The organism is Methylobacterium sp. A52T, from assembly GCF_053346095.1.
In genome coordinates this window covers 1-13,861 of sequence record NZ_JBKFBI010000154.1, presented here as the reverse complement: position 1 = coordinate 13,861, position 13,861 = coordinate 1, and the positions used below count along the sequence as shown (strand labels likewise).

General features: G+C 71.5%; 12 protein-coding genes. 5 read left to right on the top strand and 7 right to left on the bottom strand.

What is annotated here, in order from left to right:
- Positions 1-81: 81 nt before the first annotated feature.
- Together ACLBYE_RS26160 and ACLBYE_RS26155 are read right to left on the bottom strand one after the other, a co-directional pair.
- Entirely contained in the window at positions 82-1,668 is a 1,587-nt protein-coding gene (locus tag ACLBYE_RS26160; RefSeq protein WP_447696397.1) for an ABC transporter substrate-binding protein, read from the bottom strand.
- A gap of 478 nt (positions 1,669-2,146) precedes the next feature.
- Positions 2,147-3,424 (bottom strand): polyhydroxyalkanoate depolymerase, encoded by a 1,278-nt coding sequence (locus ACLBYE_RS26155; RefSeq protein WP_447696398.1) that lies wholly within the window; start codon positions 3,422-3,424, stop codon positions 2,147-2,149.
- 292 nt (positions 3,425-3,716) lie between these two features.
- Here ACLBYE_RS26155 and ACLBYE_RS26150 point away from each other — a divergent pair, with 292 nt between their 5' ends.
- The 5 genes from ACLBYE_RS26150 to purQ all read left to right on the top strand — a co-directional run bounded on the left by ACLBYE_RS26150 (position 3,717) and on the right by purQ (position 7,240).
- Entirely contained in the window at positions 3,717-5,108 is a 1,392-nt protein-coding gene (locus ACLBYE_RS26150) for an ActS/PrrB/RegB family redox-sensitive histidine kinase (protein WP_020093985.1), read from the top strand.
- A 46-nt stretch (positions 5,109-5,154) separates the two neighbouring features.
- Positions 5,155-5,754, top strand: a complete 600-nt coding sequence (locus tag ACLBYE_RS26145; protein WP_012321283.1) for an ActR/PrrA/RegA family redox response regulator transcription factor — start codon at positions 5,155-5,157, stop codon at positions 5,752-5,754.
- Positions 5,755-5,904: 150 nt separating this feature from the next.
- Positions 5,905-6,144: a hypothetical protein gene (locus tag ACLBYE_RS26140; RefSeq protein ID WP_012321282.1), complete on the top strand. Its 240-nt coding sequence runs from the start codon at positions 5,905-5,907 to the stop codon at positions 6,142-6,144.
- Between the two features lie 176 nt (positions 6,145-6,320).
- Positions 6,321-6,560 (top strand): phosphoribosylformylglycinamidine synthase subunit PurS, encoded by a 240-nt coding sequence (gene purS, locus ACLBYE_RS26135; RefSeq protein ID WP_020093986.1) that lies wholly within the window; start codon positions 6,321-6,323, stop codon positions 6,558-6,560.
- The gene (gene purQ, locus ACLBYE_RS26130) at positions 6,560-7,240 is read left to right on the top strand and encodes a phosphoribosylformylglycinamidine synthase subunit PurQ (protein WP_447696396.1); all 681 of its coding nucleotides are present in this window, start codon (positions 6,560-6,562) and stop codon (positions 7,238-7,240) included. Before purS ends, purQ begins: the two co-directional genes overlap by 1 nt.
- A gap of 447 nt (positions 7,241-7,687) precedes the next feature.
- On the opposite strand, the gene ACLBYE_RS26125 is transcribed toward purQ, so the two are convergent.
- The 5 genes from ACLBYE_RS26125 to ACLBYE_RS26105 form a co-directional block, all read right to left on the bottom strand.
- Positions 7,688-10,120: a penicillin-binding protein 1A gene (locus ACLBYE_RS26125; RefSeq protein ID WP_447696395.1), complete on the bottom strand. Its 2,433-nt coding sequence runs from the start codon at positions 10,118-10,120 to the stop codon at positions 7,688-7,690.
- 170 nt (positions 10,121-10,290) lie between these two features.
- Positions 10,291-11,550, bottom strand: a complete 1,260-nt coding sequence (locus ACLBYE_RS26120; RefSeq protein ID WP_447696394.1) for an N-acetylmuramoyl-L-alanine amidase — start codon at positions 11,548-11,550, stop codon at positions 10,291-10,293.
- 136 nt (positions 11,551-11,686) lie between these two features.
- Positions 11,687-12,292, bottom strand: a complete 606-nt coding sequence (locus ACLBYE_RS26115; protein ID WP_447696393.1) for a hypothetical protein — start codon at positions 12,290-12,292, stop codon at positions 11,687-11,689.
- A gap of 244 nt (positions 12,293-12,536) precedes the next feature.
- The gene (locus ACLBYE_RS26110) at positions 12,537-12,893 is read right to left on the bottom strand and encodes a phasin (RefSeq protein WP_447696392.1); all 357 of its coding nucleotides are present in this window, start codon (positions 12,891-12,893) and stop codon (positions 12,537-12,539) included.
- Positions 12,894-13,223: 330 nt separating this feature from the next.
- Positions 13,224-13,861, bottom strand: a 638-nt coding sequence (locus tag ACLBYE_RS26105; protein ID WP_447696391.1) for a glycosyltransferase, incomplete at its 5' end; no start/stop codon positions are given.

Below are 13,861 nucleotides of genomic sequence, written 5' to 3'. Positions count from 1 at the left end.
CACCAGCCCCCCCCGCCCCCCCTCCCCGCGCGCGGGGAGAGGGGGAGAGCGCGGCACGCGCCGTCATGACCACCCGCGCCATCACGCCTTCGACACGCCCCAGGTGAAGGGGATCGGCCCCTTCACGATGCCGGAGACGTTCTTGCGCCACGCCTGGTAGCCGAGGAAGAACCCGGTGGGCACGTAGACCACGCCCTCGCAGGCGGCGGCGTTGACCTTGTCGATGGCGGCCTTCTCGGCGGCCGGGTCGGCGGCGTCGAACCACTCGGCGATGGCGGTCTCCACCGGCGGGATGTTCGGCCAGCCGAACCACGCCTTCTCGCCGCTCGCCCGCACCGCCGGGTAGCCCGCCGGATTGATGCAGTCGGCGCCCGCGTGCCAGGTGTGGAACATGTTCCAGCCGCCCTGGGACGGCGGCGCCTTGGAGGCCCGGCGGGTGCCGGTCGTGCCCCAGTCGGTGGCGACGAAGTCGACGTTGAAGCCCATCTTCTTCAGGAGGTCGGCGGTGATGTCGCCCTGCGCCTTGGTGATCCCCTGGTCCTGGGCCACGATGCAGACCACCGGCTCGCCCTTGTAGCCGGCTTCCTTGAGCAGCTTCTGGCCGAGCTTGATGTCGCCCTTGCCGACATTGCCGCCGCCCGCCTCGCTGTAGAGGGGCGTCCCCGGCGTGAAGAAGCCCGGCAGCGTCTTCCACAGGCTGTCGTCGTCGCCGACGATCGAGCGCATGTAATCCTCCTGGCTCATCGCGGTCATGACGGCCTGGCGGATCTTCGGGTTGTCGAAGGGCGGGTGCAGGTGGTTCATCCGGAACGACCCGACATTGCCCAGCGGGTCGGCGATATCGACGTTGAGGCTGCCGTTCTTGCGCAGGAGCGGCACGAGGTCGGAGATCGGGTTCTCCCACCAGTCGACCTCGCCGTTCTGCAGGGCCGCCGAGGCGGTGGCCGGGTCGGGCATGATCACCCACTCGACCCGGTCGACCAGCATGCGCTTGCCGCCCGCGAGCCAGGAATTCGGCTCGTCGCGGGGCTTGTAGTCGGTAAAGGTCTCGAACACCGCCCGGGCGCCCGGCACCCACTCGTTGCGGACGAACTTCATCGGGCCCGAGCCGACATACTCGGTGATCTGCGTGAACGGGTCGGTCTTGGCGATCCGCTCCGGCATCATCAGCGCCATCGGCGCGTTGGTCTTGCCGAGCGCGTAGAGCAGCTTCGGGAACGGCTTCTTCAGGCGCCACTGGAAGGTCCTGTCGTCGGTCGCCGTGAGGTCGTCCTGGATGCCGCGGATCATCAGGCCGATCGGGTCCCGGGCCATCCAGCGGGTGAGGCTCGCCACCACGTCCTTGGCCAGCACCGGCTCGCCGTCGTGCCACTTCAGGCCGGGGCGCAGCCGGAAGGTCCAGGTCAGCTTGTCGCCCGAGACCTCCTCGGACTCGACCATCTGGCGCTGCGGCTTCAGCTGCGCGTCGACGCCGTAGAGCATGTCCCAGACGAGGGTGCCGGCGTTGCGCACCACGTACTGGGTCCCCCAGATCGGGTCGAAATTCGCGAGGTTCGCCTGCGGCACGAAGCGCAGGACCTTGCCGCCCTGCGCCAGGGCCGGCCGCGCGAGCTGCGGCGCAGCCAAACCGAGCGCAGCCGAACCCTTGAGAAAGGTCCTGCGGTCCATCGTCTTCTCCCTGGCGGTGCGGATCTCAAGCATCGGTCGCCGGCCCGCACCTTGCGGGCGAGTTTGAACGGTTCTGATGCGCGGGCGCAATGGCCCGTGGTGACAACGACGTCCGGGCGCGCGTCCGCACCGCCGCCGGCCACGGGGCGACGTCGGCATGGAGAGGGGCTGTGTCGGTGCGGCTCGAACTCACGGGCGGCGTCTCGCAAGGCCCGCGCCAGCCCGGCCGTCACTGCGTTATGTATTCAGGATCGCGGAGCGCGCGGCGTCTCGGTCGACATGTCCCGCACCGTCATCGCGTGCGCCGCGATGACGGCTATGCCGACATCATCGATCGGACACGGGATCGCACAGCGTTTCGCAGCTCGGGATCGAGCGCGAGGCCGGAGATCCCCTCGCCCTTCGGCCTGCGCTGTGGGAGTCCGCGAGCCCCCGCGGAGGCGGGACAGCCGGGGTGGCGGGCGCCGGAATGGGCGCCTCAGCCCACCTGCCGCAGGTGGCCGCTCCGCGTGCCCGGAACCGCCTGCATGGCGCGGATGAAGGCCGCGATGCGGGGGGCGATCACCGACCGGTAGCGCGAGCCGTTGAACACCCCGTAATGGCCGACGCCGGCCTGGAGGTGGTAGGCCTTGCGCGCCTCGGACAAGTTCGGCGTCAGGTCGAGGGCCGCCTTGGTCTGGCCGACGCCGGAGATGTCGTCGTTCTCGCCCTCGACCGCCAGGATCGCGCAGCGGCGGATGGCGCCGAGATCGACCGGCGTGCCGCGGTGCGTCATCCGCCCCGTCGGCAGGGCGTGGTCGACGAACACCGTCTGCACGGTCTGGAGGTAGTACTCGGCCGTCAGGTCCATCACGGCGAGGTACTCGTCGTAGAACTCGCGGTGCTTCTCGGCCGAGTCGCCGTCGCCCGTCACCAGATGGTCGAACATGTCCGAATGGGCGGTGACGTGGCGGTCGAAGTTCATCGCCATGAAGCCCGACAGCTGCAGGAAGCCCGGATAGACCCGGCGCCACGCGCCCGGGTAGATCGGCGGCACGAGGCTGATCGTGTTCTGCTCGAACCACTTCTGGCCGCGCTCCTGCGCGAGGCAGTTCACCGCGGTGGGCGAGCGGCGGGTGTCGATCGGGCCGCCCATCAGGGTCATGGAGGTCGGCACCGCCGGCTCGTCGGCCGCCTCCATCAGCGCCACCGCGGCGAAGACCGGCACCGCCGGCTGGCACACCGCCATGACGTGCAGGTCCGGCCCCAGGACCGCGAACATCTCCTGCAGGTAGTCGATGTAGTCGTCGAGATCGAACTGGCCCGCGAAGAGCGGCACCATCCGGGCGTCGGTCCAGTCGGTGATGAACACCCGGTGGTTCGGCAGCATCGCCTCGACGGTGCCGCGCAGCAGCGTGGCGTAGTGCCCCGACATCGGCGCGACGATCAGCAGCTTGGGCTGCGGCTCCGCGGGGGCCGCCGGGAACGCGCGGTCGAAGGCGATCAGGCGGCAGAACGGCCGCTCCCAGACCACCCGCTCGGTGACCGGGACCGCCGCGCCGTCCACCACCGTCTCGGTGAAGCCGAAGGCGGGCTTGCCGTACTGGCGGGTGACGCGCTCGAACATCTCGCAGCCGGCGCTGACCGCGCGGGCGTAGGGTCCGTAGGCCAGGGGATTGCCCGGCATCTGCAGACCGTAGCGGGTGAGGTCGGCGGCGACGCGGGCGGGTGCCATCAGGGCGCGCGCGCCCTCGTACAGGGAATAGGCCAGCAGCATCGTCACCTCGCGGTCTCGCTCCGGCCGCGGGCATCGAGCCGCGCGGCCCATACCCCCTGCAACCCGAGTCGGTAGGATAATGCTCCACCCTGAACGCGGGCGGAACATCCCGGAGCTGCGGCGACTTGCCTGTGACCACGTCCGCGGGCGATCGTCCGCCAGCGACGACGTGTCCGGGGCGGTGTGCCGGGATTCCCATCGCCGCGTCATGCGAAGGGAGTCCAGGGGACGCCGCGGCGGCGGGTCCGTCCGGCGACGCACCGATACAGCCCGTTACAGCCCGTTACAGCCTATGCCCGATACCGATCTCAGCGGCCTCGGTCGCGACGCGCGACACCTGCGGCTCGACACCTTCGTCCGCCTGCGCTGGCTCGCCATCACGGGCCAGAGCGCGGCGGTCGTCGGGGCGCAGTTCGGCCTCGGCCTGCCGCTGCCGTTCGGCTGGTGCTTCCTGGTGATCGCCACCTCGTCCTGGCTGAACCTCGCCCTGCGGATCCGCTTCCCGGCGAGCTACCGGCTCAGCGACGATTCCGCGGCCCTGCTGCTGGCCTTCGACATCGTGCAGCTCGCGGCCCTGCTGTTTCTCACGGGCGGGCTCCAGAACCCGTTCTCGCTGCTGTTCCTCGCCCCCGTGCTGATCTCCGCCACCGCCCTGCCCCCCGAGCGGACCCTGGCGCTCGGCCTCCTGGCGGTGGGCCTCGCGACGCTGCTCGCCCTGGTGCACCGGCCCCTGCCCTGGTTCGCGGACGGGCGGATCGAGCTGCCGTTCCTGTACGTCTCCGGCGTCTGGACCGCGATCCTGCTCGGCACCGCCTTCACGGGCGTCTACGCGTGGCGGGTCGCCGAGGAGACCCGGCTCCTCGCCCAGGCGCTCGCCGCCACCGAGCTGGTGCTCGCCCGCGAGCAGCACCTGTCGCAGCTCGACGGGCTCGCGGCCGCGGCTGCCCACGAATTGGGCACGCCGCTGGGCACGATCATGGTGGTGACCAAGGAGCTGATCCGCCAGCTCGGCCCCACCGCCTCGCCGGCGGTGGCGGAGGATCTCAACCTGCTGCGCGAGCAGGTCGACCGCTGCCGCGGCATCCTCGGCAAGCTGACCTCCCTCGACGGGGACGGGGCCGGGGCCGGCTTCCTGGAGACGGTGACGTTCAGCCACCTCGTGGAGGAGCTGGTGGCGCCGCAGCGGGCACTCGGCGCCGCCCTCGCCGTCACCAGCGCCGGCGAGGGACCGGAGCCGGCCTGCCGGCGCAACCCGGGCGTCATGTTCGGGCTCGCCAACATCCTCGACAACGCCGTCGACTTCGCCGAGGCCGGCGTCACCGTCGAGGGGCGCTGGACGCCCGACCGGGTCTGGATCGAGATCCGCGACGACGGGCCGGGCTTCTCCAGCGAGGTGCTGCTGCGGGCGGGCGAGCCCTACGTCACCACCCGCAGCCACGACCGGCCGCAATCCGGCGGGACTGTGGGGGCCGGCCTCGGCCTCGGGCTGTTCATCGCCAAGACCCTGATCGAGCGCTCGGGGGCGCAGCTCGCCCTGATGAACGTCGCGGCGCCGGACGCCCACGGGGCGATCGTGCGCGTCTCCTGGGCCCGGCACATCTTCGAGCGCGGCGCCGCGCCGCGACATTCTCCGGAACTCAGTATCCGCGCCCCCCTGCCACCGGGCGATGCCGTACCTATATGAGGGACAGACCAAGAACCCGACGACGAAAACCCGAAAGGAGTGCCGGATGCTCACGCAGCCCGGGACCTCGGCGGCGACCGACCCCGCCGTGATCAACGATGCCGATCCGCTGGCCGCCTTCTCCGACCGCAGCCTGCTGATCGTCGACGACGACAAGCCCTTCCAGACCCGCCTCGCGCGCGCCATGGAGAGCCGCGGCTACCACGTGCAGGTGGCCGACAGCGTCGCGGACGGCGTCTCCGCCGTCGAGGCGCGCGCGCCCGCCTTCGCGGTGATCGACATGCGCCTCGGCGACGGCAACGGCCTCGACGTGATCGCCCGCCTCAAGGAGCGCCGGCCCGAGGCCCGCGGCGTGATCCTCACCGGCTACGGCAACATCGCCACCGCGGTCACCGCGGTGAAGCTCGGCGCCTTCGACTACCTCGCCAAGCCCGCCGACGCCGACGAGATCCACGGCACGCTGATGGCGCAGCCGGGCGAGCGGGCCGACCCGCCCGAGAACCCGATGTCGGCGGACCGAGTCCGCTGGGAGCACATCCAGCGCGTCTACGAGCTGTGCAGCCGCAACGTCAGCGAGACCGCCCGGCGCCTCAACATGCACCGGCGGACCCTGCAGCGGATCCTGGCCAAGCGCGCGCCGCGCTGAGGTGGGTCGCAGTCCGAGCCGCGGCCGAGTCTTAGTCCGGGCGGCGGCCCGGACCGGTCCGGTCGGTTGCATCGCCCCGCCTCTGTAGGCTAGCTGCGCGGGTCCCGGACGGTTCGTCCGGGGCCCGAAATCTTTTCGAGGGCGGATCTCGTGAACGGGCGCAACGCCATCACCATCATCAGCATGATGGTCCTCGTCGGCACCGAGGTGTTCGCCGTGGCCATCGCGGCGGGCTGGGCCATCGCGGGCATCTTCGATCTCGGCGACCGGGTCGGACACGTCCTGATGGGGCTGTTCAGCCTGTTCGCGGCCTGGATCATGCTCCAGCTCTGGCGCCGGGCGACCAGCATCGAGCCCCTGCGGGGCCCGGCCCCGGCGGCGCATCGCTGAACGAGCGCGCGCGGGCGGCTTCTTCGTTCAAGTTGCATCCAGCGGCGGAATGATCCCTATGCGTGCGGCGTGTTCGACAGTGCGCCGGCCTTCCTGTTAGAAGCGACCGGCGACGGTCTGTGTGACGTTGTCGCAGGTCACACCCCCGTCCCGACACGCGTGAGACCCGTAGATCCATGAAAGCCCGTATCATCGTCACCCTGAAGACCGGTGTGCTGGACCCGCAGGGCAAGGCGATCGAGGCCGCCCTCAGGTCCCTCGGCATCGAGGGCGTCGACGGCGTCCGGCAGGGCAAGGTCTTCGACATCGAGGTGTCGGCGGCCGACGGCGCCGCCGCCGAGGCGACGCTGCGCACGGCCTGCGAGAAGCTCCTGGCCAACACCGTCGTCGAGAACTACGCGATCGAGATCCTCTGATGCACGCCGCGGTCGTCGTCTTCCCGGGTTCCAACCGCGAGTCGGACGTCGTCCGGGCCCTGCGGCGCTCCGGCGCGCAGGTGAGCCTCGTCTGGCACGCGGACCACGCGCTCCCCGCCGGCACCGACCTCGCCGTCCTGCCCGGCGGCTTCTCGTACGGCGACTACCTGCGCTGCGGCGCCATCGCCGGCCGGGCCGCCGCCATGGACGCGGTCCGGGCCCACGCCGCCCGCGGCGGCCTCGTGCTCGGCATCTGCAATGGCTTCCAGATCCTGTGCGAATCGGGCCTGCTGCCCGGCGTGCTGATGCGCAACATCGACCGGCGCTTCATCTGCCACCGGCAGACGCTCCGGGTGGAGCGCACCGACACCCGCTTCACCAGCGCCTACTCCCGGGGCCAGGTGATCGACGTCTGCGTCGCCCACGGGGAAGGCAACTACTTCGCCGAACCCGAGACCCTGGCCCGGATCGAGGGCGAGGGCCGGGTCGCCTTCCGCTACTGCGACGCGACCGGCGCGATCACCGTCGAGGCGAACCGCAACGGCTCCCTCAACGCCATCGCGGGCGTCCTGTCGGAGACCGGGAACGTCCTCGGGATGATGCCGCACCCGGAGAACTTCGTCGAGGATCTGGTCGGCGGCACCGACGGGCGCGGGCTCTTCGACAGCCTGGCGGCCTGAGATCGACGGGCGAGAACGCGCCTTAACTCCGCATTAAGGTTTTCGAGGCATAAACAGGCATCCAGTGATCTGGATGTCGAGTTGGACATGTTTGTCCGCTCTGTTTTGATGCCTCCCTGATGACTCCTCGAGCCGCTCCCTCCGGGGCGGCTTTTTTCTGTGCGCCTGCGGAGCGCGACGCGGGGCGGTGCCGAAAGGCGGACTCCGCGCGAGAACGGCCCGCACTATATGGGCGCCGCGCCTTCCGGCCCTTCGGGCAAAGCCGCGCGATCCCGGACGGTGTCGGTCGCGATCGCGGGCCTCTCGACCCGGCGATGACCCGTCCGTCGCACCGTCGCCCCGGATCCGTAACGCGAAAGCCCAGGCCGGGGGACCCGACCTGGGCTGAGAGCGATCTCGGTTGTGAGCCCTCTCGGTCGAGAGGGAGCCGGGCGGGGGCGAGCCGCCTCAGTAGAGTCCGCCGGCCTGCGCGGCCCGGTCGGGATCGGGCGCGACCGCCGCCGGGGCGGCCGCCTGGCCGCCGCCGCCGGAGGACGGCGCCGAGTAGGAATCCGGCGGCGCGGTGCCCGGCTTGAACGCCTCCAGGATCGTTCCGGCGCCCTCCCCCGAGCCGGCGCGGGTGCCGCTCGCGAGGTTGATGCGGATCAGCTTGATGCCCGGGGGCACGCGGAACGGCGTCGGCGGCTTGTCCTTGAGGGCCGTCTTCAGGAACTCCAGGGCGATCGGCGCCGCCAGGCCGCCGCCGGTGGCGCGGTCGCCGAGCGAGCGGGGCTTGTCGAAGCCGATATAGATGCCGACCGCCAGGTCCGGCGAGAAGCCCACGAACCACGCGTCCTTGGCGTCGTTCGTCGTGCCGGTCTTGCCGGCGAGGGGCTTGCCGATCTGCTTCAGGATCGTGGCGGTGCCGCGCTGGACCACGCCCTCCATGATCGAGACCATCTGGTAGGCGGTCAGCGGGTCGAGCACCTGCTCAGAATCGTCCACCAACTTCGGCTCGTCCTGGCCCGACCACTTCTCGGCGTCGCAGCCGATACACTTGCGGTTGTCGTGCCGGTAGATCGTCTCGCCGATGCGGTCCTGGATCCGATCGATCAGGGTCGGCCGGATGCGCCGGCCGCCGTTGGCGAGCATCGAGTAGGCGGTGACCATGCGCATGACCGTGGTCTCGCCCGCGCCGAGCGACATGGGCAGCACCGGCAGCATGTCGTCGTAGACGCCGAAGCGGCGGGCGTACTCGGCGATGAGCGGCATGCCGACATCCTTGGCGAGCCGGACCGTCATCAGGTTCTTCGAGTGCTCGATGCCGTAGCGCAGGGTGTGCGGGCCGCCCGACTTGCCGTCGTAGTTCGAGGGCGTCCAGGCCTCCTGGCCGGGGCCGGCCTCGATGGTGATCGGGGTGTCCTGGATGATCGAGGCGGGGGTGTAGCCGTTGTCCAGCGCCGCCGAGTAGACGATCGGCTTGAACGAGGAGCCGGGCTGGCGCATCGCCTGGGTGGCGCGGTTGAACTCGGACTCGTCGTACGAGAAGCCGCCGACCATCGCGTGCACGCGGCCCGTGTTCGGGTCCATGGCCACGATGGCGCCGGAGACCTCGGGCTTCTGGCGCAGGCGGAACTGGCCGCGGCCGCCGTCCATCGCCTCGACGTAGACCATGTCGCCGGGCTGGAGATTGGCGCGGCCGGCCCAGCGCATGCCCTCGGGGACGATCACGCCGGTCTCGCGGTCCTTGCCGACCTGGCCGGAGGCCTCGCGCCGGGGCTGCAGGCCGATCTGCACGCCGCCGCCGCCGTTGCCCAGCACCACGGCGAGCCGCCAGGGCGCCACGTCGCCGAGCGCCGGGACCTCGGCCGCCGCCATGCCCCAGTCGCGCCCGGTCAGGTCGACCTTGGTGACCGGACCGCGCCAGCCATGGGCCTGGTCGTAGCGCACGAGGCCGTCGACCAGCGCCTTGCGGGCCCAGGCCTGCATCTTCGGGTCGAGGGTCGTGCGCACCGAGAGGCCGCCCTCGTAGAGCTTCTTCTCGCCGTAGCGCTCGGAGATCTCGCGGCGGACCTCCTCGGTGAAGTAGTTGGCGTTGGCGGCGTTCGGGAAGGCGACGCGCGGGTTGACGCCGAGCGGCATCTTCTTGGCGGAATCCGCCTCCTCCCGGGTGATGTAGCCGTTCTCCGCCATCAGGCGGATGATCTCGTTGCGGCGGTCGAGGGCCGCCTGGGTCTTGCGGTAGGGGTGGTAGTTGTTCGGCCCCTTCGGCAGGGCGGCGAGGTAGGCCGCCTCGTTGATGGTCAGTTCGTGGACCGACTTGCCGAAATAGTCGAGCGCGGCGGCCGCGACGCCGTGCAGGTTGCGGCCGGGCACGATCGTGCCGAGGAAGATCTCGTTGAGGTAGAGCTCGAGGATCTTGTCCTTCGAGTAGGCCGCCTCGATCCGGAGCGCGAGCAGCGCCTCCTTGATCTTGCGGTCGTAGGTCTGCTCGGAGGAGAGCAGGAAGTTCTTGGCGACCTGCTGGGTGATGGTCGAGGCGCCCTGCCGCTTGCCCGACTTGGCGTTGGTCAGGAAGGCGCGCACGATCCCCTCGGGATCGATGCCGCCGTGCTTGTAGAAGTTCTTGTCCTCGGCCGACAGGAAGGCCGCCACGACGATCTTCGGCATTGCCTGGATCGGCAGGTACAGCCGGCGCTCGCGGGCGTACTCGGCCAGCAGCGAGCCGTCCGCCGCGTGGACGCGGGTCATCACCGGCGGCTCGTAATTGGAGAGCGCGGCGTGGTCGGGCAGGTCCTGGCTGTACTTCCAGTAGAAGTAACCGCCCACCGCCGCGCCGACCACGAACAGCACCGCGGCGGCGCTGAACAGGATCCCAAAGAAACGGAGGATCAGACGCATCCGGTGTTCCGCTCGTCGCTGGCCCGGCCGAATGCCGGAATCGGCTCATCCGGCGCGTGCACCCCGCGCGCTGCGCGGCCGGCCCCCGGACGGTCCCGTGAGACCCCCTCGGAATGCCGGTTTCGGCGGCCGTGCGACGGGGCGTCGGACGTCCCGTATCGACACTCTATCTATGGTGAAACTGGGGCGGCGGCGGCCGCGCGGCGCGTCGGGGCCGGCCGGCCGAGCGTGGCGCGGTTGGTGAAGAACTGGTCGATCGCCTTGGCCATGGAGCCGGTGACGTCGGCCCGCCACTCCGGCGATTGCAGCATCTCCAGGTCGCGCTTGCTGGAGAGGTAGCCGAGTTCCACGAGCACGCTCGGCACGTCGGGGGAGCGCAGCACCACGAAGCGCGCCTCGCGGTGGGGCTTGGCGCTCATCTTCATCACGGGGGCGAGCTGGCCCATCAGGGTGCGGGCGAAGCCCGACGAGAAGCCCCGCGTCTCGCGCAGGGTCAGCTCCTGCAGGATGTCGGCGATGTCCGGCGGCGCCTCGGCGGCGTCGACGCCCGCGGCGGAATCCGCCCGGTTCTCGCGCTCGGCGAGCTTGGCGGATTCGGCGTCCGTGGCCTTCTCGGAATTGGTGTAGATCGTGGCGCCGCTCACCTGGGGCGCCGCCGAGATCGAGTCCGCGTGGATCGACACGAACAGGTCGGCCCTGGCGTCGCGGGCGAGGCGCACCCGCTCGGCCAGCGGCACGAACACGTCGCGGTCGCGGGTCATCCGGACCCGGTAGCGGCCGCCCGCCTCCAGCTTCGCCACGAGGGCCTGGGCGAAGCCGAACACGATGTCCTTCTCGAACACGCCGCCCACCGCGATGGCGCCGGGATCGGTGCCGCCGTGGCCGGCATCGACCATGATCAGCGGCCGCTGGTCGGCGGGCTCCGGCGGCGCGGCGCGGGCCTGGGCGGGGGCGGGATCGGCGGTGGCGGCGGCCTTGCGGAACGCGTCGCGGTCGGCGCGCTGCAGCGGGATCGTGAGCAGCACCGCGCCGTCGCGCGGCCGCGTCGCGGTCTCGATCTTCCCGACGGTGGCCGGGGCGGTGAGGTCGATCACGATGCGGGACCGCCCGGGCGCGAACAGGCCGTAGCGGAAGCTCTGCACGAGGCCGTCGCGGCGGCTGCCGGTCCCGGAATCGAGCTGGAAATTGACCTCGGGCAGGTCGATCACCGCCCGGTCGGGCCGCTCCATCACGAAGCCGCGGGCCTCGACGGCCCGGGACAGCGTCAGGGTGAGGCGCGTGGTGCCGGCCTGGCTCGCGACGTCGGCCCCGATGGCGACGGCCGGCTTCTCGCCGTTCTGTGCGGCGGCCGGCATCCCCGCCAGCGCCGGCAGGAGCGCGACGGCGAGGCGGAGCCATGCGGAACGGATCAGGCGCGCGCAGTTCGGCATCGGTCCGGTGTCGTCTCCCGTGCCCTCCGTTAAGGCATGGGACCGGCTTGGTTAACGGGCCGTTGCCGCCGCGGGTTCGATCGGGCCGGCCTTGTGGCCGGGATGCGACAAGTCCCGGCCGCCCCGGCGCCGCGCCTCAGCGGTACGCGACGACCCGGCTCGCCTGCCCGACCACCGTGACCCAGCAGGTCAGGGACGCGTCGGCGGCCCGCTGGACCTCGCCGACCTGCAGGCGGATGACGTCGGCCGGCGAGCGGGCGCCCGAGAGCGCCCGCAGATGCGCGACGGCCGCCTCGCCCTCGCCGCGCATGTAGCGGGCGATGATCGAGCCGATCTCGACGACGTCGAGGCGGTCGGGGGTGAAGCTGATTCGGTTCGCGGCCGCGGCGAGTCCCGGACCCGTGCCCGGCACCGGCGGGGGGGCGATGTCGATCACCGCCTCGGTTCCGGATTCGGCTTCGGACCGGGCTTCGAACTCGGCTTCGGACGCCGTCTCGGCGGCTGTGGCCACCGGGTCGGACGGGACGTCCACCGCGCCGTCGGGCGCGGTCTCGGCCGCGGCTTCGGGCGCCCCACCGGGCGCCGCGCCGGTCATGGCCGCGTCCACCGTCTTGGCGCCGGTCCGGACGGCCTCGGCGGTGTGGTCAGGCGATCGGTCAGGCGCCGGATCGGGAGCGGGTTCATCCGCCGCGATCGGGGCGGCCGCGGCCTGGATCTCGGGGGTGGCCGACGCGTCCTGCAACGGCTGGGGCGTCCCGGCGGGACGGCTCCTCGGTCGACGCGGCTTTCCCATCGCGCGATCTCCTCCTGTCGGCGTCGGCCCGTCCCGACGGAGCGGCGGCCGGAGGTCGTGCGCGGCCGGCTCGCCGGCGGTGTCGGCGCCGGGCCCGTGACGCCCGGGCGTCAGAGCGGGGGATCCGGCGGGCCTGGGCGGCCCTGCCGGATCCCGATCTTCGTGCCCCGATCGCGGACCGGGGCGGCCGGCCTCAGCGGGCGGCGGCGTTCTGCGCCAGGGTGCCGTAATCCTTGGCCTGGGCCTGGAGCGCGGCGAACTGGCTGCGGACGAACTCGGACTGGAGCTCGAACGCCTCGCGGAGATCCTTCGTGCGCACCAGCTTCTGGGCGAAGTCGAAGGTCGCGTTGGCGTTGGCCTGCGCGTGATCGAACCCCTTCGCGACCGCGGCGCTGAGGGTCGACTGGAAGGTCTGGCCCGAGGCCTGGACCTGCTCGGCGGCCTTCACGGCGTTCGCCATCATGGTGCCGACGGCGGTCCGGGCCTGATCGACGCTCTTGTCGGCGAAGTCGCGCATCTCGGTCGGGATCTCGAAGTTCGGGATCTGCATCGATGTCTCCAGCATCATCCTTGGAGCGGGACGCCGCATGCGTCCGCGTTGACGCCCCTCTATATGTTGCACTGCAACAAGAAGTCAAGTGCAGGTTCGGGGCGCACTCGCGGATCCGGAGGCCCGTTAAAATTCCGATCCGATGATCTCACGAAGTCATCATCACGGTGCCGCGGCCCGAGTGCAGGTTGCGAGCAAGCTACGCCATTGAATCAGGCGGCTGAGATTGCTGATCCCGGCGGCAGCCCGATTGGCAAAAAACTATCTCCCTGTCCAGAGGAGTGCGAACGGATCGTGAATTCTTCTGGTATACCGAGCGTGCCGGAGGCGTCAGGACCGTTGCTCCAGGGCGAGCGCGGGCGGATGCTGCATCGCACCGGCCGCCGATTCGGCCAGGCCGGCGTAGAGCGCGCGGAGCGCCGCCGTGTGCGCCGCCAGACCCATCGGGGCCGCCCAGAAGAGGCGGCGCGCCTCGGTTCCGAGGGCGGCCGCCAGGGCGTCGTCCCGGAGCGCCGCGAACGCCTCGGCGAGGGGCGCGGTCTCCGGCGCGACCACGAAGCCGGTCCGGCCGTGCCGGACCTTCTCGGCGGCGCCGGAGCGGTCGGAGGCCACGACCGGGATGCCGGCCGCCAGCGCCTCGTAGACCGTGAGCGGCCCGGTCTCGTACCAGCGGGAGGGCGCGGCGAGCGCCCGGGCGCGGGCCCGGAGCGTCGCCCAGACCGCCTCGGGCCGCTGCCAGCCGATCACCTCCACGCCGTCCCGGGCGCGCAGCTCCGCCTCCAGGGGCCCGGCGCCGATGAACAGGGCCGGGAGCCCGGCGGCGCGGGCGGCGTCGGCCACGAGGTCGGCGCCCTTCTCCCGGGTGAGGCGCCCCACGTAGGCGACGGCGTCGCCGCGGGCGGGCTCGGCCGCCGGCCCCTCCGGGAGCCGGACGGGGTTGTCGATCCGGTGATGCGTCAGGGCGTAGC

Coding starts and splice junctions, on each gene's coding strand:
- ACLBYE_RS26160 (WP_447696397.1), bottom strand. CDS start 1,668: ATGGACCGCAGGACCTTTCTCAAGGGTTCGGCTGCGCTCGGTTTGGCT.
- ACLBYE_RS26120 (WP_447696394.1), bottom strand. CDS start 11,550: ATGCCGAACTGCGCGCGCCTGATCCGTTCCGCATGGCTCCGCCTCGCC.
- purS (WP_020093986.1), top strand. CDS start 6,321: ATGAAAGCCCGTATCATCGTCACCCTGAAGACCGGTGTGCTGGACCCG.
- ACLBYE_RS26150 (WP_020093985.1), top strand. CDS start 3,717: ATGCCCGATACCGATCTCAGCGGCCTCGGTCGCGACGCGCGACACCTG.
- purQ (WP_447696396.1), top strand. CDS start 6,560: ATGCACGCCGCGGTCGTCGTCTTCCCGGGTTCCAACCGCGAGTCGGAC.
- ACLBYE_RS26110 (WP_447696392.1), bottom strand. CDS start 12,893: ATGCAGATCCCGAACTTCGAGATCCCGACCGAGATGCGCGACTTCGCC.
- ACLBYE_RS26145 (WP_012321283.1), top strand. CDS start 5,155: ATGCTCACGCAGCCCGGGACCTCGGCGGCGACCGACCCCGCCGTGATC.
- ACLBYE_RS26155 (WP_447696398.1), bottom strand. CDS start 3,424: ATGCTGCTGGCCTATTCCCTGTACGAGGGCGCGCGCGCCCTGATGGCA.
- ACLBYE_RS26125 (WP_447696395.1), bottom strand. CDS start 10,120: ATGCGTCTGATCCTCCGTTTCTTTGGGATCCTGTTCAGCGCCGCCGCG.